The organism is Noviherbaspirillum sp., assembly GCF_036846085.1.
Taxonomy (GTDB): Bacteria; Pseudomonadota; Gammaproteobacteria; order Burkholderiales; family Burkholderiaceae_D; genus Noviherbaspirillum.
On the sequence record NZ_DAIUCO010000074.1, the window covers coordinates 1 to 20,134 of the forward strand.

At 59.8% G+C, this 20,134-nt stretch carries 21 protein-coding genes and 1 pseudogene; 14 read left to right on the forward strand and 8 right to left on the reverse strand.

What is annotated here, in order from left to right; translation table 11 throughout:
* Positions 1-269: 269 nt before the first annotated feature.
* From V7080_RS10710 to V7080_RS10725, 4 genes are all read right to left on the reverse strand, one after another.
* On the reverse strand, positions 270-779 hold the full coding sequence (locus V7080_RS10710) for a hemerythrin domain-containing protein (RefSeq protein ID WP_334188384.1): 510 nt from the start codon (positions 777-779) through the stop codon (positions 270-272).
* Positions 780-898: 119 nt separating this feature from the next.
* Complete coding sequence (locus V7080_RS10715; protein WP_334188385.1) at positions 899-1,486, reverse strand: restriction endonuclease; 588 nt, start codon at positions 1,484-1,486, stop codon at positions 899-901.
* On the reverse strand, positions 1,483-2,037 hold the full coding sequence (locus V7080_RS10720; protein WP_334188386.1) for a M15 family metallopeptidase: 555 nt from the start codon (positions 2,035-2,037) through the stop codon (positions 1,483-1,485). The genes V7080_RS10715 and V7080_RS10720 overlap by 4 nt, the downstream gene beginning before the upstream one ends.
* A gap of 220 nt (positions 2,038-2,257) precedes the next feature.
* A complete protein-coding gene (locus V7080_RS10725) occupies positions 2,258-2,473 on the reverse strand; it encodes a hypothetical protein (RefSeq protein ID WP_334188387.1) in 216 nt (71 codons plus the stop codon).
* A gap of 358 nt (positions 2,474-2,831) precedes the next feature.
* On the opposite strand from V7080_RS10725, the gene V7080_RS10730 reads away from it, so the two are divergent.
* The gene (locus tag V7080_RS10730; RefSeq protein ID WP_334188388.1) at positions 2,832-3,215 is read left to right on the forward strand and encodes a nuclear transport factor 2 family protein; all 384 of its coding nucleotides are present in this window, start codon (positions 2,832-2,834) and stop codon (positions 3,213-3,215) included.
* Positions 3,216-3,255: 40 nt separating this feature from the next.
* Here the strand turns inward: V7080_RS10730 and V7080_RS10735 are convergent, their stop codons facing one another.
* Positions 3,256-4,515: a hypothetical protein gene (locus V7080_RS10735; RefSeq protein WP_334188389.1), complete on the reverse strand. Its 1,260-nt coding sequence runs from the start codon at positions 4,513-4,515 to the stop codon at positions 3,256-3,258.
* A 278-nt stretch (positions 4,516-4,793) separates the two neighbouring features.
* Between V7080_RS10735 and V7080_RS10740 the strand changes: the two genes are divergently transcribed.
* Both V7080_RS10740 and V7080_RS10745 read left to right on the forward strand, forming a co-directional pair.
* Complete coding sequence (locus V7080_RS10740; protein ID WP_334188403.1) at positions 4,794-6,305, forward strand: glycine betaine ABC transporter substrate-binding protein; 1,512 nt, start codon at positions 4,794-4,796, stop codon at positions 6,303-6,305.
* A 205-nt stretch (positions 6,306-6,510) separates the two neighbouring features.
* Positions 6,511-7,578, forward strand: a complete 1,068-nt coding sequence (locus V7080_RS10745; protein WP_334188404.1) for a sterol desaturase family protein — start codon at positions 6,511-6,513, stop codon at positions 7,576-7,578.
* A gap of 37 nt (positions 7,579-7,615) precedes the next feature.
* Here the strand turns inward: V7080_RS10745 and V7080_RS10750 are convergent, their stop codons facing one another.
* Positions 7,616-8,221 (reverse strand): phospholipase D family nuclease, encoded by a 606-nt coding sequence (locus tag V7080_RS10750; protein ID WP_334188390.1) that lies wholly within the window; start codon positions 8,219-8,221, stop codon positions 7,616-7,618.
* A gap of 155 nt (positions 8,222-8,376) precedes the next feature.
* On the opposite strand from V7080_RS10750, the gene V7080_RS10755 reads away from it, so the two are divergent.
* Positions 8,377-8,613 carry a hypothetical protein gene (locus V7080_RS10755; RefSeq protein ID WP_334188391.1) on the forward strand — a complete coding sequence of 79 codons (237 nt, stop codon included), beginning with the start codon at positions 8,377-8,379 and terminating at the stop codon, positions 8,611-8,613.
* A gap of 57 nt (positions 8,614-8,670) precedes the next feature.
* On the opposite strand, the pseudogene V7080_RS10760 reads toward V7080_RS10755, so the two are convergent.
* Positions 8,671-8,909 (reverse strand): annotated as a pseudogene (locus tag V7080_RS10760) (CorA family divalent cation transporter); the annotation flags it as partial.
* 3 nt (positions 8,910-8,912) lie between these two features.
* Between V7080_RS10760 and V7080_RS10765 the strand changes: the two are divergent.
* The 8 genes from V7080_RS10765 to V7080_RS10800 all read left to right on the forward strand — a co-directional run bounded on the left by V7080_RS10765 (position 8,913) and on the right by V7080_RS10800 (position 16,320).
* Entirely contained in the window at positions 8,913-10,082 is a 1,170-nt protein-coding gene (locus V7080_RS10765) for a glycosyltransferase (RefSeq protein WP_334188392.1), read from the forward strand.
* A 99-nt stretch (positions 10,083-10,181) separates the two neighbouring features.
* On the forward strand, positions 10,182-11,372 hold the full coding sequence (alaC, locus tag V7080_RS10770) for an alanine transaminase (RefSeq protein WP_334188393.1): 1,191 nt from the start codon (positions 10,182-10,184) through the stop codon (positions 11,370-11,372).
* 118 nt (positions 11,373-11,490) lie between these two features.
* Positions 11,491-12,243 carry a glutathione S-transferase family protein gene (locus V7080_RS10775; protein WP_334188394.1) on the forward strand — a complete coding sequence of 251 codons (753 nt, stop codon included), beginning with the start codon at positions 11,491-11,493 and terminating at the stop codon, positions 12,241-12,243.
* A 7-nt stretch (positions 12,244-12,250) separates the two neighbouring features.
* Complete coding sequence (locus V7080_RS10780; protein ID WP_334188395.1) at positions 12,251-12,904, forward strand: LysE family transporter; 654 nt, start codon at positions 12,251-12,253, stop codon at positions 12,902-12,904.
* A gap of 141 nt (positions 12,905-13,045) precedes the next feature.
* The gene (locus V7080_RS10785) at positions 13,046-13,726 is read left to right on the forward strand and encodes a methyl-accepting chemotaxis protein (protein WP_334188396.1); all 681 of its coding nucleotides are present in this window, start codon (positions 13,046-13,048) and stop codon (positions 13,724-13,726) included.
* Between the two features lie 189 nt (positions 13,727-13,915).
* Positions 13,916-15,049, forward strand: coding sequence for a GGDEF domain-containing protein (locus tag V7080_RS10790; RefSeq protein ID WP_334188397.1), 1,134 nt, complete (start codon positions 13,916-13,918; stop codon positions 15,047-15,049).
* A 63-nt stretch (positions 15,050-15,112) separates the two neighbouring features.
* Positions 15,113-15,622, forward strand: coding sequence for a DUF1993 domain-containing protein (locus V7080_RS10795; RefSeq protein WP_334188398.1), 510 nt, complete (start codon positions 15,113-15,115; stop codon positions 15,620-15,622).
* A 359-nt stretch (positions 15,623-15,981) separates the two neighbouring features.
* Positions 15,982-16,320, forward strand: coding sequence for a hypothetical protein (locus V7080_RS10800; protein WP_334188399.1), 339 nt, complete (start codon positions 15,982-15,984; stop codon positions 16,318-16,320).
* Positions 16,321-16,390: 70 nt separating this feature from the next.
* On the opposite strand, the gene V7080_RS10805 is transcribed toward V7080_RS10800, so the two are convergent.
* Complete coding sequence (locus V7080_RS10805) at positions 16,391-18,418, reverse strand: fused MFS/spermidine synthase (protein WP_334188400.1); 2,028 nt, start codon at positions 18,416-18,418, stop codon at positions 16,391-16,393.
* 268 nt (positions 18,419-18,686) lie between these two features.
* On the opposite strand from V7080_RS10805, the gene V7080_RS10810 reads away from it, so the two are divergent.
* Both V7080_RS10810 and V7080_RS10815 read left to right on the forward strand, forming a co-directional pair.
* Positions 18,687-19,241, forward strand: a complete 555-nt coding sequence (locus tag V7080_RS10810; RefSeq protein WP_334188401.1) for a fasciclin domain-containing protein — start codon at positions 18,687-18,689, stop codon at positions 19,239-19,241.
* Between the two features lie 179 nt (positions 19,242-19,420).
* Positions 19,421-19,714, forward strand: coding sequence for an HNH endonuclease (locus tag V7080_RS10815; RefSeq protein ID WP_334188402.1), 294 nt, complete (start codon positions 19,421-19,423; stop codon positions 19,712-19,714).
* The last annotated feature ends 420 nt before the right edge of the window (positions 19,715-20,134 follow it).

Genomic DNA, 20,134 nt, shown 5'->3' on the forward strand with positions numbered 1-20,134 from the left:
CCTGCCCTTTTGGGATCCCCGTAGGGGCGTCGACTGGGGGTCGCCTTTTTTGCCTACTTTTTTGGCGAAGCAAAAAAGTAGGTGGCCCGCCGGGGCCAGTCCCGGCTAGGCTCTTCGAAGAAAGGAACGCGTTGCACTACCGAAGACGCTCCGTCGCCCTAGATTCCCGCCTTCGCGGGAATGACAAGCCTATGCATTACCGGAGAGACTCCATCGCCCTGGATTTCCCCTTGCATATCCCAGTGGACACTTCTATCCGCGCGGCGCACTTACGAACGCGCATCCTTCTGCCCGATCGCACTCGCCTGCCCGCTCACCATGTTGGCTTCGAACGCCTGCATCTCCAACCCAAGCGCCGACATATCCATGTTCGCCTGTTCCACTTTGGGAAACAGCTGCTGCTCTTCCACCTCGACATGCTGCATGACCGCCTCCGACAACTGGCGGTACATTTGCTCGCACTGCGGATCGTTATCGTCCATCGCCTTGAGCTGATCAATCATCTGCCTTACCTGCTGATGATCTTCTTCGCAGGAATCCACCAGTGACGCATCGGCTTCATGCACGCGCGGGTAGAACACCGTTTGTTCCAATGCATCATGCAGTTCCAGATTCATCAGGATTTGCCGGCCGGCTTCTTTCCTGACATTCATGTCCTGCGAGCCGAGGTAGCTGTCGAACAGCTTGCGAACCAATTGGTGATCCATCCGCAGCGCCTGCAGCGGTTGATCGACCGGGAATCCGGCGCCGCCGCGACGGTCATTGACATCCATTTCCATTTGAAACTCCTTTGTAGGGAAGAGCCTTGAAAAGCAAAGCCCGGACAAAGGAGTTTAGGAGGCGCCCATCTGATTGCAAGGACGGCAGTAGGGTTATGCGCCTGTGCAGTGCCGTCGCATCAGGTATTGCGCGGCTGCACGATATCCTGCAGCAGCTCGGCCAGGCCATTGCCTTGCAATATGCGGATGTTTTGTTGTGCCGCAAATGTTTTCGCGTTATCGGAAAGCTGGCCGGTCGTCATGAAAATACTTTCGCGCGCCTCGGCTTTTTTCGAGGCCATCTGCAATTCGCGCAGCGGCTCGATGCCTGCCCCGGCGGCTTTCCATCGCTTGGCGCTCACAAGCACGGTGCGGCCCGCCTTGGCGATTTCGAAGTCCGCTGCCGGACCGGGGAGCCGCCGGACGTCGTACCCGTCGCGCTGATAGGCCCGTTCCACCGCATTGGCAAAATCGCGCCAGGGCATGGCATTGATGGTTTCGATAAGTTCCGCCACCCGCGACGGACTCGGCATGCGGAGTTGCCGCCAGGCGGCGACGATGCCGACGATCAGGAACGGCAGTCCGGCGGATATGCCATAGGCGGCTACTTCCCTGGGCAGCATCGCACTGGCGGCCAGCGATATCACCGCCGCGATCAGGATGCTGATCCACCACGGCGAGCGCAGCAGGATCGCGAACAGGGATTTCTCGGCCATTTTCAGTTTCATGCGTCACTCCGTGGATTGTCCGGCTGATAGCACCAATGCCATGGCTCGTAAATGAATCCCAGCTTGTTCCCGCGCGGGTAGGACAAGGTGAATCCGAAGCGGGCCGCATGCAGCGTGAGCCAGCGGAATGCGTCGGTGTGTTCGAACGGTTCTTCGGTCGCTTCGCAGCCCGGCGTATTGATGTCAATGGCGCGGCCGCTGTGATGCTCGCTGTAACCCGGCGGTGCGCTCAGGGTCAGGATGGTTTCGATCGGCATGTTCTTCGCAAGCTTGGCGCGGATGATGTCCGCCTGCCGTTCGATATTGCGGAACGCCGAAACGATTTCGATCACGATGCCGTCCCTGCGGGCTGCTTCCTTCATCGATTTCCAGGCGAGCGCCGCCCCGGGAACGAGCTGGTATTCGCTGCCGTCCTCGCCTGTTTCGGCAATGACCAGTTGCGCCGGCTCCGGATGAAACGGAATGGGATTGCGTGCGAGGATGGTGGCGGTGATGCCGAGTTCATCCAGCACCTGGCGGATGTGGTGGTTCAGATCGTCGTTGACATGCATTGGGTGGTTACCGGACAGGATTGTGCGGGCGCGGCTTTTACGCCGATCCGCGCCGAAGTCCCGTATTTTAAGAGAAAGCGACGCGCCGGCCTAATGCATGCCAACTTCGCAAATCGCGGAACGAGTTGCGCCAAGCCACCCACCCACCCTTCGCGGAACACGGCGCACCGTCATCCGCTTACCTGTCGATTGTCGAATCGGTTCGTTGCCGGTTCGTCTTCTAGCCGCCCCAACTTCGGGCGCCACGCTCGTCGACAGATTTGATGTGCCGGCCGGCCTGCCTGGCCAGCGTCAGTCGCTCGGGATAAAACGCCGCCCAGATATTGATGCATAGGCAGACCTGGTCCCTGTCCAATGTGGGCGGCTCGTCCGATGCATCATGGATGCAGGCGCTCGTCTCGCTTTCCTTGATCGGCGCTGATTGACGGTGATTCATGCCAGCCTCCATGCGACGTTGAGGAGACAGTATAGGTCCGGGGATATCAGAAAAATAATCGAAGATTTCGATGCGATTCGTAGGACCGATCAGCGGGACACGCTTCGATTCACGGCAAGGACATGCAGGACGATGCTATTTCCGCCGCGATATAAATTGGCATTTTTGATACGGAATCCGGCAATCTTCCGTCGTTTACGCACCCGATATCCCATATTTATAGGAGTACGAAGATGTAATAAATCGGTATATTTGAGGGCGCGTTTGTCTCCACCCCTCGCTGTCTTGTCGGTTGTACAACTTCCATTTTGATTCACCCGTTTTACATCGTTTCATCCCCGTCCACCCGGAGTCTAGATTGAGTCCATTACAGGTTTGCAAGGAGTATCTGGCCGCCGCCAACAGAGCCGATCTGCCGGGCGTGCTGTCGTTTTTCACCCAGGACGCAACCGTTGTATCGCCCTTGTATGGCGAGATGAGCGTCGAGGACTATCACAAGATGCTCTTCAACGACACCAAGCATTCCATCATCCGGCTGCAGAATATTTTCGAAGCGATCAACGATGATCGGGCAATGGCCCTGCAGTTCAACTACACCTGGGTGCTCAACAGCGGAAAATCACTCAACCTGGAACTGATGTCGCTGTTCGAACTGGCCCCGAAGCGCAATCTGCTGTCCAAGCTGACCTATATCTACGATACCGCCCAATTGCGCACGCATCTCCATGTAGAAGCGATGTGAACGTGTTACGGGGACGCGCAGCAGCCTCCCCGCAGGCATATCAGCTGCCGAACAAACCGCGCAGGATGTTGATCGGGTTCGGCAGGCTGGGCGTGACGCCATCGCCGGCATTGCCGTTATCCCCGCCGTTATCCGGGTTGCTTTCCCCACCGCCGGACCGCCGCCCCTCCATGCCGTCCTGCATGCCCAGCATCGTCATGCCGGTGGACTTGATGCGCACGCGCGCGGTCCACTCCGGCTGCCATCCCGCCGGCGCCTTGGCCGGACGCTCCGGATGCGACAGGTTGAGCTCCGGACCGTAGGCGATCATGTTCAGCATCGCGCCGTCAGCCTGGTCAAAAATGCCTTTCGGTACCGTGCAGTTGGTCGTGGAGGGCGACAGAATCACCTTTTGCTGGAGCAGCTTCGCAATCTGCGCCGGCGCCTGGTATGTCATCAGCGACCAGCCGTTCTCCGGCCGTTCGCTGGAACTCCAGAAGATCATGTCCTGCGCACCGCCCTGCCCGGTCGCGCTGCCCTGGGCATGCAGAAAATACCCCTTTGCATTCTGCATCGACGCCCACTCCACCTGCACGCCGTCCTTCGGCATGCCCTTGGTGCTCATCTGGACCTTCGGCAGGAAATCATGCTCGGCGCCGACGGTGAATTTCAGGCTGGCCGGAACGCCGTCGCCGCTGAGCGCATGGCTGCCCTTGAGCGATGCATTGTCGGGCACAGGCTTGCTGTCCCGCTCGTTCGGCCACAATGCATTGCCCGGCCGGTTCTGCACGCCCTGGCTGGCCGTGCCGCTGCCGGCGAAGAACTGCGAAAACTCCCGGTAATCCTGCTTGCCGAAATCCAGTACCTTCGGCTGGCCGGCGCGGACGGTGTTTCCGCAGCCCCAGTACAGCAGGATGCGCCCCTTCGGCTTCTCGGCGGGCTGGTCGCTGGAGTGCGTCGGCGAATGCGCCGCCTGCTTCGGTTTGTTCGGCAACAGCAGCAGCGACTGCCCCATGTTCATGTCAGCCGGGATGGCGTGCGTGCCTTCCACGCCGGACGGGTGGGCACGTACATGCAACTCCGCGCTCAGCGTTTTGCTGCCCGACGCCCCCACCATCGGCGCACCGCCGCCCATGATGCTGCCGAGCAGGCCGATGCCGAGACCCCCGCCACCCATATCCTGTTGCATCCCCGGTATGGAGGTATTGCTGGTCGCCAGGTCGACCCAGTACTGGGCGGCGGGACCGCGCGATTGGGCGTGGGCGGAAAACGCCGCCAGCGAAACGCAAAGCGACAAGGTAAGGCGAGTGCTGCTTGACATGGTTTACTCCCGGGAGGTAGGCGCAACTGGATTATTGTTATGGGCGCTCGAAAATAGGTATTCAGCGCCGCCGCGGCGAATTTTGACATTGACAACGCTTATTGTCATCGTCGTAACGACCAAAACACAACAAAACGGGTACCCGCAGCCGGTCGAAAAGCAGGCAATGCAAATCGGACGTAGGATCGCAACACGGTTTGCCGCCGGCTTTTCGAGCCATGCCAATGCCCGGACAGGAGACGACAGTGTTCATTCGAATCAATGGGTTAGCTGCGCGCATGCGGGAGCCCTTCGCACACCGCTGGCATCGGCTGATACCTGGACTCTGCATCGGCGCGCTATGGTTGGCACCGTTGCCGGCCGCGGCCGAGGATGTGCTGCGGATCGGCTCCAAGCGGTTCACCGAGTCCTATGTGCTATCCGAGGTTATCGCGCAGACCGCCGCTCCCCATGCCAGGGTCGAGCAGCGGCAAGGATTGGGCAATACCGCGATCGTCTTCGAGGCACTCAAGACCGGGAGCATCGACATATACGCCGAATATCTTGGCACCATCGACCTGGAAATCCTCAGGCATCCGGCACCGACCTCGCTGGAACAGATCAACCGGGAACTGGCTCCGCTCGGTATCGGCGCCGCGGTGCGCCTCGGATTCAACAATACTTATTCGCTGGCCATGCGCGCCGGCGATAACGCTGCACCACGGGACATCAGCGGTCTGGCCGGAGCGCCGGGACTGCGGCTGGGCCTGTCGCATGAATTCCTCGGCAGGGCCGACGGCTGGCCGGGACTGGCCAGCCGCTACCGGCTGCCGCACAAGCCGTCCGGGCTCGATCATGGCATCGCCTACGAGGCGCTGGCCGCCCGGCAGGTCGACGTGATCGACATCTATTCCACCGACGCGAAGATCAGGCAGTACGGATTGCGGGTGCTGGCCGACGATGCGGGCTATTTTCCGCGTTACGACGCCCTGCTGCTGTACCGGCTCGATGTCGAACGCCGCTTCCCGGCCGCCTGGCAGGCGCTGCAGCAGCTGGAAGGCCGCATATCCGAAGCGGACATGATCGCGATGAATGCGGCGGCGGAACTGGAAGGCAAGTCCTTTGCCGACGCGGCGAAAAGCTTCCTGTCGCCGGACGCCGGCACGGCATCGCCGCGAAATGGATTGTGGCGCAAGCTGTTCGACGACAGCCTCTGGCGGCTGACGCGCGAGCATATCCTGCTGGTGCTGGTCTCGGTCGCCGCGGCTGCAGCCATCGGCATACCGCTGGGCGTACTGGCTGCCTACCGGCCGCGCCTGAGACAGGCGGTGATGGCGCTTGTCGGTATCCTGCAGACGGTGCCGGCCCTGGCACTGTTCGCCATGCTGATTCCGCTGCTGGGCTCGATCGGTACGCTGCCGGCATTGATTGCGCTGTTCCTGTATGCCCTCCTGCCGATCGTGCGCAATACCTGCGCGGGCCTCGGACAGGTGCCGACAGGACTGCGGCTGGCCGCACTGGCGCTCGGCCTGACACATCGGGACCGGCTGCTGCACATCGACCTGCCGCTGGCGCTGCCGGTCATCCTTGCCGGCCTGAAGACCGCCGCGGTGATGAGCGTCGGCACCGCCACGATTGCCGCCTTCATCGGCGCCGGCGGTTATGGCGAGCGGATCGCCACCGGCCTGGCACTGAACGATAACGACATGCTGCTGGCCGGTGCGATCCCGGCGGCGGTACTTGCGTTGCTCACCCAGTGGCTGTTCGAGCGCATGGAAAAGCGGCTGCTGCCGGGAGCGCGCATCGATTGACTTGGCAAACACCGGCTTGCTACAGTGCCGCAGCGCCGTCCGGCGGCATCGGGGAGAAAAACAGATGGACAAGAAAAACCAGCAATCCGGCACCAGGAAGGTGATCGATACCACCCTCGTCACGCCGGTCAAGCTTGCCGCTGAAGTGCTCGACGAAACCACGAGCCTCCTCAAGGAAAGCGGCGAACTGAAGACCGGCCAGGGGATGGTGACGGGCGTACTGGCGCTGACCCTCGGCATCCTCTGCTTTCTCGGCGTGATTGCCTTCCATTTTCCCGAGTACCTCACCACGCCGCAGCTGCGCAAGCAGTATTCGGTCGACCTGCTGCGCCAGGTGATGTTCTACTCGCTGATCATCGCGGGCGGTCTGTCGATTGCCAACATCCTCTTCAAGCGCAGGCGCAACCTCAACATCGCGGCGCTCTGCCTGGTGCTGGCATCCGTCGCGCTCGGCGGTTCCGAAGTCCCGGTAAGCGACTTCCCCGACAACACGCCGTATATCGGCCTCGACTGGTTCATCCTCGACCTGCTCGGTTCGACGCTGATTTTTGTGCTGATCGAAAAGATTTTCCCGCTGTACAAGGGACAGGCGATTTTCCGCAAGGAGTGGCAGACCGATTTCGTTCACTTCATCGTCAATCATTTCCTCGTCGGACTGGTGCTGCTGATCGTGAACTTCCTGATTCACCGGGTGTTCGGCTGGATGGTGCGCGGGGACCTGCAGCAGACGGTGCAGGCGATCGATTTCCTGCCGCAGCTCCTGCTGTGCATCCTGGTGGCCGACCTGATGCAGTACTGGACGCACCGTGCCTATCATGAGGTGCCGTTCTTCTGGCGCTTCCATGCGATTCACCACAGCGCGAAAACGATGGACTGGATTGCCGGATCGCGCATGCATGTGTTCGAACTGGTGGTGACCCGCGTGGCCGTGCTCGGCCCGCTCTATGTGCTCGGCTTCGAGAAATCGGTGATGGATGCGTACATCATCGTGGTCGGTTTCCAGGCGGTGTTCAATCATGCGAACGTGCATCTTCCGTGGGGGCCGCTGAAGTACCTGGTCGTCACCCCTGATTTTCACCACTGGCACCATTCGTCCGATGACGCGGCGATCGACAGGAATTACGCGGCGCATTTCGCCTTCCTGGATTATCTTTTCGGCACCGCCGTCAGGACCGACAAGACCTTCCCGGAGAAGTACGGCGTCGTTGGTGACTATGTGCCGGATGGATTCGTGAAGCAGCAGCTCTTTCCGCTGAAGCCGGGGCGCGACTGACGCAGCCCAGGACGGGAGCACAGGCAGCTGCGATCGGCTAATAGGGTTTCCTGTAAGCGAATCCCTCGCCGAACCGGCTTTCCCAGTGGCGCAGGTATTGCGCGGCGAGTTCCGGGTTATGCCAGATGACGATGACGTTTTCGCTATTGGATTTCGCGGCGGCTTGGCTGTAGTTGAAGGAACCGGTCTGCACATGACGCCCGTCGGCGATGATGTACTTGTCGTGGTGGATCGCATACTTGCCGTTGAGGCGCGTCGGTATGCCGGCCCCGGCCACCAGGTTCAACGCCGCCGCGCCGGATTTCGATTTCGGCCCGCTGTTGTCCGCCACCACCCGCACATCCACGCCCCGGCGCTTCGCCCGCAGCAATGCCTGCACGACTTTCGGCGATGTAAATGCATACGCCGCCAGCCGCACGGTCCTGGTTGACGAATCAATCACTTTCAGGATCAGGCGTTCGGCATCGCCGTCGGGCGAGAAGCCGGTTTCGATTTCCGCCGTTGCCGGCGCTTTGGAGGTGCGCGGCGGAAGGAGTTGCCGCAGTTCTTCCTGCAGTTCGTCGACCACGGACGGTTGCCTGGCCGACGCGGGGGAAACGACGCAGAGGATCAGGGAAAGAAAAGCCGCAAAACGAAAGCGCATAGGTACGTCGGTGACTGAAAATCGCCCTGCTTCCTGACAGGCTTGTGCAACAGGCGTAAAGTAATGGACCGCAGGAATGCACTCTGCGGAAGGTGGCAAGCGAAGCTGCGCTTGGCGACTCGTTTTTGAACCGGTAAATTCATCAGGAGACTCAAATGAAAAAGCTTTTAACAGTATTGCTGTTTTCAGCCTCATCGCTGGCGTTCGCGCACAACTGCCCTAATGAAATGAAGACGATCGACGCCAAATTAAGTTCCGCAAGCGGCGTCAGCGCGGAGAATATGAGCAAGGTGAAGGAACTGAGAGCGGAAGGTGAGAAACTTCACAAGGAAGGCAAGCATGCCGAATCGATGAAGTCCTTGCAGGAAGCGAAGAAGCTGCTTGGCATCTGAGCCACCAATGCAGGCAAGGCGAATGGCCACCTTCGGGTGGCTATTTCTTCAATAAGGTCAGTCGCGCTGGCTTCGGAACGCGAACCATTCCGCCAGGGCGGTGAATGTCGCGACGATGCCGACCAGGATCCAGAACCATCGCTGTTCTCGGCAAGCGGCACGCCGCCGACGTTCATGCCGAACAGGCCGGCGAGAATGTTGATCGGCAGCGCCAGCACGGTAACGATGTTTAGAACAAAGAGGCTGCAGCTGTTTTCTTCATTCACACGCAGCGCGATTTCTTCCTGCAGCAGCTTTTCATGGACATCGAGATTATGGTGCTTGATCCGACCTTCTGGCTTTCACTCGCAGTCCTCATCGTTACGGCGATCGTGCTGACCGAGGTCGCGCTCGGTGCGCAAAGGATCGGACAACTCAGACTCATCCTTCCGGTTCTCGGACCGAATCCGCCGAAGGTCTCGGTGATCGTACCGGCGCTCAACGAAGCGGACACCATCGAGCCGGCATTGCGTTCGCTGCTCGCGCTGCACTATCCCAACCTGGAAATCATCGCGATCAATGACCGCTCCACCGACGCCACCCCGGCCATACTCGAGCGCATGGCGCGGGAACATCCGCAACTTCGGGTCCTGCACATAGCCGCCCTGCCCGATGGATGGCTGGGGAAAAATCATGCACTGTCCCGCGGCGCGGCCATCGCCGGCGGCGACTACCTGCTGTTTACCGACGCCGATGTGGTGTTCGAGCCCAGTGCGCTGACACGGGCGGTGAATTACTGCGAGCAACATGGCGTCGATCACCTGACATTGCTGTTCGATGTCGTCGTGAAGACCCAGTTGCTGCGCATGCTGGTGCTGAGCTTCTCGGTGAATTTCATGGCGCGCTTCAAACCGTGGAAGGTGGCCACGTCGCCAAGGCATTTCCTCGGCGCGGGCGGCTTCAATCTCGTGCGCGCCGACGCATACCGGGCCATGGGCGGGCACGGTGCGATCCCGCTCGCGGTGCTGGACGACATGATGCTCGGCAAGCGTATCAAGGCCGCCGGTTACCGGCAGCATGTGCTGTTCGGCCGTGAGCTGGTGGGTGTGGAGTGGTATCGCAGTGCGCGGGACATGATCAACGGCATGCAGAAGAATATCTTCGCCGCTTTCGACTTCCAGCTCGGCCAATTGATTGCGGTCACTGCGGCAATGCTGCTGCTGCGCGTGTGGCCGTGGATCGGATTGGTCGTCACCGAAGGCGTCACCCGATGGATCAACGCAGCGACGGTGCTTATCGGGTTGCTGCTGTTTGCCGGCATGCTGCACATCGCCGGTTGGGGTTACCGCTGCCTGGTGTTCGCACCGGTCATCAGCCTGCTGGAACTGGCGATCTGGTGGCGCGGCAGCCTGACGGCGCTGCTGCGCGGCGGCATCGAATGGCGCGGTACCCGATACGCCCTGGACACATTGCGCCGTCATCAGGATTGAGCTTGCGCGCTTGACCTTGCTTGTTTAGAATCGGTTCCGGCACGACACATTCGTGCCACGTCGCTCGGACGGTTCCGGGCGCTCACGTGAAAGAACTCCATGACGCAATCCCGCACGCCGCGCAGCTTTTCGCGCATCAATCGCCTTCCCCCCTACGTTTTCAACATCACCGCCGAACTGAAGATGGCTGCACGCCGTCGCGGCGAGGACATCATCGACATGTCGATGGGCAATCCTGACGGCGCCACGCCGCAGCACATCGTCGACAAGCTTGCCGAGGCGTCCAAGCGCCCCGATACCCATGGATACTCCGCGTCGAAAGGCATTCCCCGCCTTCGGCGGGCCATCACCCATTGGTACAAGGACCGTTACGATGTCGACCTGAACCCGGATACCGAAGCGATTGTAACGATCGGTTCGAAGGAAGGCCTGGCGCACCTGATGCTGGCGACACTGGACCGGGGCGACACGGTGCTGGTGCCGAATCCCAGCTATCCGATCCATATTTATGGCGCGGTGATTGCCGGCGCCGACATCCGCTCGGTCCGCATGAGCCCCGATGTCGATTTCTTCGCCGAGCTGGAGCGGGCGATACGGGAAAGCTATCCGAAGCCGAAGATGATGATTCTCGGCTTTCCGTCCAACCCCACCGCACAGTGCGTGGAGCTGGACTTCTTCGAGCGCGTGGTGAAGCTGGCGAAGGAGCACGACATCCTGGTGGTGCATGACCTCGCCTACGCCGACATCGTGTTCGACGGCTGGAAGGCGCCGTCGATCATGCAGGTGCCGGGTGCGCGCGATGTAGCGGTGGAATTCTTCACCATGTCGAAGAGCTACAACATGGCAGGCTGGCGGATCGGCTTCATGGTTGGCAACCAAGAACTGGTCGCGGCGCTGGCCCGCATCAAGAGCTATCACGATTACGGCAGTTTCACGCCGGTGCAGGTGGCGGCGATCGCGGCGCTCGAGGGCGACCAGACCTGCGTGCAGGAGATCCGTGACCGCTATCAGCGCCGCCGCGATGTGCTGGTGAAGGGATTGCATGAAGCCGGCTGGCCGGTGGACCTGCCGAAAGCGTCGATGTATATCTGGGCGCGCATTCCCGAAGCGTACCGTCATCTCGGATCGCTCGAGTTCGCGAAGCTGCTGCTGGAGAAAGCCAAGGTATCGGTATCGCCCGGCATCGGATTCGGCGAATACGGCGACGAGTATGTGCGCTTCGCGCTGATCGAGAACGAGGCCCGCATCCGCCAGGCGCTGCGCGGTATCAAGGCCATGCTGCGCGGCTGATGCGACGACGGGCAGCGGGAGGATTGCATGCCTTTCCCCTCCATGGCAGCATGTTGCCTTGCAATTTCTGCAATATCGCCAATCCGGTGCCCGCCATCGCCATTCTGAAAGGATCCGCATGATCACTCTCTACACCTTCGGCCCGGCTTTTGGCCTGCCGGATGCCAGCCCGTTTGTTACCAAGACCGAAACGTTGCTGAAGATGGCAGGATTGCCCTACCGGACCGATCCCAGCGGATTCAGGCGGGCACCGAAGGGCAAGCTTCCGTATATCGAGGACGATGGCACGGTGGTGGCGGATTCGACATTCATCCGCTGGCATATCGAGAAAAAATACGAGATCGATTTCGATCGCCATCTGTCGGCGGAGCAGCGCGGCATCGCATGGGCATTGGAAAAGCTGTGCGAGGACAACCTGTATTGGGCGGCCCTGCACTGGCGCTGGCTGGACGACGACAATTTCGCCCGCGGGCCGGCAGTGTTCTTCCAGGGCATCCCCGGGCTGGTACGGCCGCTGGTACAGAAGATCGTGCGTAAAAAGGTCGCGAGTGCGACGAAGGCGCATGGAATCGGCCGTCACACGCCCGGTGAGCAACTGGCGCTTGCGGCCCGTGGCATCGAGTCGCTCTCGGCGGCGCTCAGCGACAGGCGCTACCTGATGGGCGACATGCCCTGCGGCGCGGATGCCACCCTCTTTTCCTTCACGATGTCGATGCTTTGCCCGCACTTCGAATCGCCCTTGCGCAGGGAATGCGAGCGCCATGCCAACCTGGTCGCCTATGTGGCCCGCATGCGGCAGGAATATTTTTCAACCCCGGAAATGCGGCACGAAACGCCAGGACAACGACGTTCTGCATCGGCCGCCGGATGAGGATCGAATGAGCTTTACCACTTGGATGACCTTTTTTGTGGCGGCCTGCATCATCGCCGTGTCGCCCGGTTCCGGCGCCGTATTGTCGATGTCGCACGGCCTTTCCTACGGTGTGAAGAAAGCAAGCGGCACCATCATTGGCCTGCAGGCCGGTTTGCTCCTGGTGCTGGTGATCGCCGGCGCCGGGGTCGGCTCGCTGCTGCTGGCGTCGGAGCTTGCATTCAACATCGTCAAGACTGTCGGCGCCTTGTATCTCGTCTATCTCGGCATCAGCCAATGGCGGGCAACCGTCGACACGCATGACGGCGGGAGCATGCCGGTCCGGACGGCGGAACATGCCGCGGCGCCGACGCTCAGGCGCCGTTTCCTGCTCGGCTTCCTGACCAATGCCACCAATCCAAAAGGCATCATGTTCATGGTCGCCGTACTGCCGCAATTCATCGATCAGAATGCGGCACTGCTGCCGCAACTGGCCATCCTCGCCGCGACGATGTGCGTCATCGATCTGGCGGTGATGCACGGCTATGCATACGCCGCATCGTCCATGCAGCGCTTCTTTCGCGATGCGCAGGCAATGAAGATCCAGAACCGCCTGTTTGGCGGCGTCCTGGTGGCCGTCGGCGCGACGCTCTTCTTCGTCAAGCGCAGTCCGAACGCATAACCGGCCTGCTCCAGTCCGGGGCGTTCATCGGTCAATCCGGACTGGTACGGATCATGCTTTCCATGAAGAAACATCCGAAGCGGTTTTTCACTGCTCCGGATGAGCGCACTACCGCGCGACACTTCATGAGGCAGACCCGACATGCTGCAACTGCAAACACCTTCCACCCGATCGCACCGTCACAACGATGCACAACCCGCCCTGTCAGGCGATGTACTGGGCGCCATGATCAATCTGTCCGGCCGCCGCCGCTTCACATCACAGCGGGTAGTCTTGTACGCCGTGCTGGCTTCGTCGGGCCGGACCGAGATGTTGCCGGTAGCGGCTGAAGCCTTGACGATGTTTAGCCAGGCTCATACCGCCCTGTTGCAGGGCAAGGACAATCTGCCCGGGGTGTATTGCGATGCATTGCGGGAGGCGTATTTCGGCGCACCGGAGGGGGACCGGCACATCCGGGCATTTATCGATCTTGCGGAACAAACATTGTCGGCGATCCGGTCCGGCTCGAAGCGAGCGTCATCGCTGGTCGATGCGCTGGTGGCCAGTGCGACGCCGTTGCTGGCAGTGCTCAATCAGCTTACGCAGGTCTACGAGGAAGAGTCGCGCCGGCATGCGCTGCGGATGAAAAAGAAGCTGCAAAGCGTGATGACCGACATCGAAACCATTGCCAAGCAGGCACGCATGGTCTCCTTCAACGCGCAGATCATCGCGGCACGCGCCGGTAACGCAGGGCGTGAATTCGCCGTCGTTGCGGGCGTTCTGTCCAACATTACTGCGGAAATCGACGAGCTTGTCCATGAGGCTTTGAACGGCACGGTATGAGTAGCGCCCGGCGGCACCGTTGCTGACCCGGTACGTCGGTGCGACACAACCGAAAAACGGCATCCGGGGAAGTGCCAAGGCGAGGTAAGATAACCACATTGCCTGAAAGAAATTAAATGCCGTCGCACCTGTGCGCTTCATGCGCACGGAAAAGCGGTGCCGGCGTACCACAAAGACTCAAGAGACAACATGACTCCCAGCCGCTTTGCACTGTTCCCTTCCAACGACCGGGAACAGGAGCTTCGACTAAAGCGCTTCCTGATCGCGACCGGCGCCTATGCGATGAACATGTGTTTCGTGCTCGTCTGCTGGGCGATGGGTTATTTCACCACAAAGGAGGTGTCGGGTTACGTGCTCCTGGTGGCGGCTATCAATGTCGGCATCTACCTGACGATCCGCACTGATCTTAACAAGCGCTTTGCCGATCCCAGCCTGACGTTCCTGCAACTGGCCCTGGCAACACTGTCCGGCCTCTACCTGATGTATTTCGGCGACGCGGTACGCAGCACCTTCCTGCTGCTCGGCGTGGCGGCGTTCGTCTTCGGCATGCTGCGCTTCAAGACACGCGGCTTTATCTATCTCAGCGCCTACATCCTGGGCGGCTATGCCATCCTGATCGCCTTGCTGGTGCAGTTCCGACCAGGCGATATCAATCTGCGCGTCGATGTGCTGCAGTGGATGGCCTTGCTGGTGACGATGGCGCAGTTTACGTATCTCGCCGGATTTATCGGCAACCTGCGACGCAAGGTGCGCGACAACAATATCGAGCTGGAAAAGCGCAACGGCGAACTCGAAGCGGCGCTAAAGCAAATCAGCGACATGGCCATTCGCGACGAGCTGACCGGCGTTTATAACCGGCGCTACCTGATGGAGCGCATCGCGGAAGAAACCCAGCGCTGCATCCGTAACGGCTCGGTATTCTGCATCTGCATCATCGACATCGATCTTTTCAAGCAGATCAACGACACCTACGGCCACCTGGCCGGCGACGAAGTATTGCGCAAGGTGGCAAGGACCGCGTCCGGTGCGCTGCGGCAGACCGACTTTTTCGGCCGATTCGGCGGCGAGGAATTCGTGATGGTCCTGACCGACACGCTCGCGGAAGGGGCAATGACGTCCTCCGAGCGGGTACGCAAATCCATCGAAGGCCTGGTGTTCCCTGAAATCAGCGGCGAGTTGAAGGTCACCATATCGATCGGCATCGCCGAACATGCGCGACGCGGTGATCCCGAAGCCACGTTCAAACGCGCGGACGATGCCTTGTATCGGGCCAAGGAAGGCGGCCGCAACCGCTGCGTGGTGGCATCGGTCGAGGAAGCGTGAGCCTGCGGCATTGCCGGATTGCGCATAGAATCCCCGATCCCATTCACAGACCGAGGAAGTTCCATGACCATCTCCATGTACGCCGCATCGATTCCCGTATTCAGGCAAATGCTCAGCAGCCTGGACGCAGTGCTTGCGAAAGCCGGCGCCCATGCCACCGAGCGCAAAATCGATCCGAACGCCCTGTTGCACGCGCGACTTTTCCCGGACATGTTTCCGCTGTTGCGCCAGGTTATGATCGCCACTGATTTCGTCAAGGGCTCGGCGGCCCGCCTGGCCGGTATCGACGTTCCTTCCTACGAGGACACGGAGCAAACGTTCGCCGACCTGCATGCGAGGATCGCCAAGACGATCGCATTCATCGACAGCCTGGGGCCGGACCAGATCGACGGCAGCGAAGAACGCGAGATTACGATTCAGGCCGGCACGCCGCGTGAACGGAAATTCGCCGGCCAGACCTACCTGTTGCACTACGCATTGCCGCAACTCTTTTTCCACGTCACGACCGCCTATGCCATCCTGCGCCACAACGGCGTCGAGATCGGCAAGCGTGACTTCATCGGCAGCTTCTGACCTGAAGCCCGCGATGGTATCGGAGATTAAGCCGTCACCATCGCGGATGCGCCCGGGAGGTTGGACGGTGGATTTCCTTCCCGCGATCGGCCTGCACTCAGGGCGCCGCTTCCATAAAGGAATAGAAATCCCGTTGCATGCACCTCGCTGGACTCGATTCAGGTAATGTTTCATTAGGGAAATAAAACAAAATACCTATTGGAACGATGAAAAATTTCCAATGTGCTACAGCGGCGAAGTGGATTAGAATGAATCCTAACATTTCGTAACAGGCAACATTTCCATTTGATGGTATTTGCGCATCAAGTCGAAAGGTGCCGGTGCTTCCTGTTTGTTCTTATCGACTAGGAAAACAAGCGATGGACCGTTCTATCTTTCAGCGCCGCAATGATCCGGAAGTCCGCGAGCCGGACAAACACACCTTCAAATGGCTGTCCACATTGCCGGCGCATGTGCGCCCGATGGAACTGGCGAAGCGGTATCCGCGAATCGTGAACCGGATTGCGCTGCTCTGGTATGAGCAACCGCTGTGCAACAAGTATCTCAGCAGCCTGATCCTTGACCGTAGCCGACCGGACCGTGCCGGCTTTCCCGCCTCCATCGCGAAAGAGATCTATCACCTGCACGAGTATTACGTTGAACAGGTCTGCCTGTGGCGATTCAACGAAAAAGAGGTTTTCGGCTTTACCGTCCGATAGCCTGCCGCGGCAGGCCCGACGGCCGGACGCATGAGCGTCCCTGCACCGATCAGCGAACCGCTCCAACGCCTTACTTCAATACATCGAACAGATTGTTGAAGTCATCCGTCCACACTTTCAGACCCGGTATCGGCTTGATGGAGCTGGCGACATCCTGGATCGCCGCTTTCTGCAACACGCTTTTGTCCCTGGCCACCAGCACCCAGTCGGTACTGTGTTCGGTGGTGCCCACGCCTTCATCCTCGATCAATACCGACTCCAGGCCACGGTCGGCCGCCAGGCGCTGCACGACCGGCGCCAGCCGCAGAAACTTGTTGGTGACATGGAAGGCGATCACGCCCTGCGGATGCATGTGGCGCAGGTAGACGTCCATCGCTTCCCGCGTGATCAGGTGTACCGGGATGGAATCGCCCGAGAATGCGTCGACGGCCAGCACATCGAAATTCTGCGGCGGCTCCTTTTCCAGGGCGAGGCGCGCATCCCCCAGCACCGTGTCGACTTTCGCCTTGCTGTCGCGCAGGAAGCTGAATTCGCTTTCCGCGATATCGATCACCTGCGGATTGATTTCATAAAACCGGTAGACATCGCCGGCCTCGCCATAAGCAGCCAGCGTGCCGGCGCCAAGGCCGATCAATCCCACCTTCTTTTGCGGCGCCCGCGTCTGCCCGATGGCGATGCCGATGCCGGAGTCGCGGCCGTAATAGGTGGTCGGTTCGGCGCGCATTTCGGGCGTCAGGTATTGTTCGCCGTGCCGTATCGCGCCGTGGTAAAGCTCCCGCACGTTACGGCTGGCATCGAAATAAGTCTTGTCCACCGTGCGCAGGCTGCCATAAAAGCTTCGCTCGATGCGGCGCGCGTCCTTGAAGTCGCCCGACATCTGCAGCACAAGGAAGTAACCACACAGGACCGCGATGCAAACAGCCACTGCTGCAAGCAGCCGGCGGTTGCGGAGGACAACGACGCCGAGCAGTCCCACGACCACGAGGCCGATGCCGAGTTCGTAGTAGGCCGGCAGCACCACTGGTGCGACCAGTCCGACAGCGATGCCGCCAAGCGCACCGCCCAACGATACCATCAGATAAAAACGGGTCAGGTAACGCGGCGCGGGACGCATCCTCGACAGTTCGCCATGCAGGAACATGCAGAAGAAAAACAAACCGATCACATACATCGGCACCGCGAGCTTGATATTCACACTGATGTTGATGTCCTGCAGTCCATATGCGCACACCCCCATCGCGGCTGCGGTGGGCAACAGGAATACCGGCCTTGAATACCAGCGGTCGCTTTCGAAGCAGAGGATGAACGTGAACAGGTAGATCGTCAGCGGCAGCAGCCAGAGGAAGGGAATGGCGGCGATATTTTGCGTAATGTGATTCGTGACGGCGACCAGCAGCCAGGACCCCATCGCCGACAGGCTGATCCACAGCAGGTAGCTGCTTGCGCGGGGTGCAGCGGTCGCGGACTCGCCGGAATCGTCCGGCGCCATGGAAGGCGACGGCACCGGCCCCGCATGCCTGGCGAAATAGAACGCGGACCCGGCGCATAGCAGGGCGAACAAGCCATACACGACGGACCAGGCGCGCGCCTGCAGCAGGATGGACGCATGCGGCTCGATCAAGAACGGATAGCAGACCAGGGCAATGAGCGATGCCAGGTTGGACAGCGAGAAATAGCGATAGACGCGTGCATCCGCGAGTGTGCGGGTGACCCATGTCTGGACCAGCGGGCCGGTGGTCGAGAGCAGGAAGTACGGCAGGCCGATGGTGGCGAACAGCAGAAGCAGGATGCGCAGCATCGGATCCTCGGCGCCTGCCGGCTTCCATGATGATGCCGCCACGATGGGCAGGCTGGCGAGGCTGATCGCCAGCAGCGTGACATGCAGTAGCATCTGGCGGCGCGGCGCCAGATGGCGCGCCACCCAGTCCGAATACGCATAACCGAGAAACAGCATGACCTGAAAGAACACCATGCAGGTGGCCCACACCGCGGCCGAACCGCCGAACCAGGGAAGAATCTGTTTTGAAATCAATGGTTGAATCAGGAAAAGCAGAAATGCGCTGGAAAAGATGGTGCCGGCAAACAGGACTCGGGTCATGGCGGAAATTGTCGGAATGGAATCAACCTATTCTCCACCATGACGATTAGTCAACGCCAGTTTCCGATGCATCCAGTTTGATGGGTGCTTGATAAAGCACAGACCCATTCCTTCCAGTGCATCCATGCAGCGGCGCCCGATGGTATCCCGCGTCCTTGGCGGCAAGAAAATGTTGATGCACTGAATCCGATTGCAAAAGGTCTCCGTATATTCCTTCGCAGTCCACATTCACCCAACTACTTACTTGCTTCACACAGGAGGAAATACCATGCGCAAACTTACTTCCGCACTTATCGTTGCCGCCACCCTGGCATCCGCCAGTGCCGCTTTCGCCCAGAACGCCGTGATGGTCGGCGGACAAAGCATGCTGCCCAGCAAGGACATCATCGACAATGCCGTGAACTCCGCAGATCACACCACACTGGTCGCCGCAGTGAAGGCCGCCGGCCTGGTGGACACGCTCAAGGGCAAGGGTCCGTTCACGGTGTTCGCGCCGACCAACACCGCCTTCGGCAAGCTGCCGGCAGGCACGGTCGACACGCTGTTGAAGCCGGAAAGCAAGGGCGCGCTGACGAAAGTCCTTACCTATCACGTCGTACCCGGCAAGTATGATTTCAATGCGCTCCAGGCCGAGATCAAGAAGCAGAACGGCAAGGCACAACTGGCCACCGCAAGCGGCGGCAAGCTGACCTTCGCAATGAACGGCATGCAAAACATCACTGTCATGGACGACGGCGGCAATACCGCCAAGATCAGCACCTACGACGTGAATCAGTCGAACGGCGTGATCCACGAGATCGATACCGTGCTGTTGCCGAAGTAAGTCACATCTGTCATCACGTATCATCAAAAATCGGGGGCGCCTTCGTCCGGCGCTGCCCGATTGTCCTTGCATGAACCGCGTTGCGGTGAAGCGGTATCATGGCCGTTCGCAGGCCACGCTGCGGCCTTCCCTTACTGTAACTATGTCGTTCATCTCGATTGAACCGCTTGAGTGCATTCATGCCGGCATCAACGGAAACCTGTCCCCTATGCGGTAGAGAGCTGATCGACGGTCCGTCGGTCAACGAGCATCACCTGGTGCCGCGCACCTATCGTGGCCGCGTGACGGTGCGCATGCACCGGATCTGCCATAACAAGATCCACTCGGTGTTTTCCGAGAAGGAATTGGCCGACTACTACCACACCCCCGATCGACTTCTCGAGAACGAAGAGATCTGCAAGTTCGTCAAGTGGGTGCGCAAGAAGGATCCCGGTTTTTACGACAGGCATCGGGCGATGTCGAAACGTCGCTGACACTTTTGAATCCCACGTTATCGCTTTCGCAAGCACGATTCGCGCGTTGAATCAGATTGCTCCTGATTCCGACGACCATTAGCCAAATAGGCAAAAAGCCTGGATTTCGTTCTTAAAAGAACAAATACGCTAATCTATGCATCGTTTCGCATCAATTTCCGATCAAGTTTTCATTTGGCGCTGGCGTGGCGGATGAACTTTCTGCTTCCCAAGAGTCTTACATATCGGTTTGTCAACTTAGCCTATACAACTATATGAATCCGATTTCCGTTGATAACGTCGTTACTACCTATCGTTTCTATGCTCCTCTTTATGACCGTTTGTTTGGTGCCGCGTTTGAACCGGGCCGGCGTGCGCTGACCCAGGCGGTGCGCAATTTGCGCCCGTCTTCGCTTCTGGAAGTCGGAGTAGGCACCGGTC

Excerpts from the sequence above, each read along its gene's own strand:
- V7080_RS10710 (WP_334188384.1), bottom strand. The coding sequence starts at position 779 with ATGGAAATGGATGTCAATGACCGTCGCGGCGGCGCCGGATTCCCGGTC.
- V7080_RS10720 (WP_334188386.1), bottom strand. The coding sequence starts at position 2,037 with ATGCATGTCAACGACGATCTGAACCACCACATCCGCCAGGTGCTGGAT.
- V7080_RS10740 (WP_334188403.1), top strand. The coding sequence starts at position 4,794 with ATGCGGGAGCCCTTCGCACACCGCTGGCATCGGCTGATACCTGGACTC.
- V7080_RS10800 (WP_334188399.1), top strand. The coding sequence starts at position 15,982 with ATGGACCGTTCTATCTTTCAGCGCCGCAATGATCCGGAAGTCCGCGAG.
- V7080_RS10805 (WP_334188400.1), bottom strand. The coding sequence starts at position 18,418 with ATGACCCGAGTCCTGTTTGCCGGCACCATCTTTTCCAGCGCATTTCTG.
- V7080_RS10735 (WP_334188389.1), bottom strand. The coding sequence starts at position 4,515 with ATGTCAAGCAGCACTCGCCTTACCTTGTCGCTTTGCGTTTCGCTGGCG.
- V7080_RS10765 (WP_334188392.1), top strand. The coding sequence starts at position 8,913 with ATGGACATCGAGATTATGGTGCTTGATCCGACCTTCTGGCTTTCACTC.
- V7080_RS10795 (WP_334188398.1), top strand. The coding sequence starts at position 15,113 with ATGACCATCTCCATGTACGCCGCATCGATTCCCGTATTCAGGCAAATG.
- V7080_RS10785 (WP_334188396.1), top strand. The coding sequence starts at position 13,046 with ATGCTGCAACTGCAAACACCTTCCACCCGATCGCACCGTCACAACGAT.
- V7080_RS10815 (WP_334188402.1), top strand. The coding sequence starts at position 19,421 with ATGCCGGCATCAACGGAAACCTGTCCCCTATGCGGTAGAGAGCTGATC.
- V7080_RS10755 (WP_334188391.1), top strand. The coding sequence starts at position 8,377 with ATGAAAAAGCTTTTAACAGTATTGCTGTTTTCAGCCTCATCGCTGGCG.
- alaC (WP_334188393.1), top strand. The coding sequence starts at position 10,182 with ATGACGCAATCCCGCACGCCGCGCAGCTTTTCGCGCATCAATCGCCTT.
- V7080_RS10790 (WP_334188397.1), top strand. The coding sequence starts at position 13,916 with ATGACTCCCAGCCGCTTTGCACTGTTCCCTTCCAACGACCGGGAACAG.
- V7080_RS10750 (WP_334188390.1), bottom strand. The coding sequence starts at position 8,221 with ATGCGCTTTCGTTTTGCGGCTTTTCTTTCCCTGATCCTCTGCGTCGTT.
- V7080_RS10780 (WP_334188395.1), top strand. The coding sequence starts at position 12,251 with ATGAGCTTTACCACTTGGATGACCTTTTTTGTGGCGGCCTGCATCATC.
- V7080_RS10745 (WP_334188404.1), top strand. The coding sequence starts at position 6,511 with ATGGTGACGGGCGTACTGGCGCTGACCCTCGGCATCCTCTGCTTTCTC.
- V7080_RS10715 (WP_334188385.1), bottom strand. The coding sequence starts at position 1,486 with ATGAAACTGAAAATGGCCGAGAAATCCCTGTTCGCGATCCTGCTGCGC.
- V7080_RS10725 (WP_334188387.1), bottom strand. The coding sequence starts at position 2,473 with ATGAATCACCGTCAATCAGCGCCGATCAAGGAAAGCGAGACGAGCGCC.
- V7080_RS10810 (WP_334188401.1), top strand. The coding sequence starts at position 18,687 with ATGCGCAAACTTACTTCCGCACTTATCGTTGCCGCCACCCTGGCATCC.
- V7080_RS10775 (WP_334188394.1), top strand. The coding sequence starts at position 11,491 with ATGATCACTCTCTACACCTTCGGCCCGGCTTTTGGCCTGCCGGATGCC.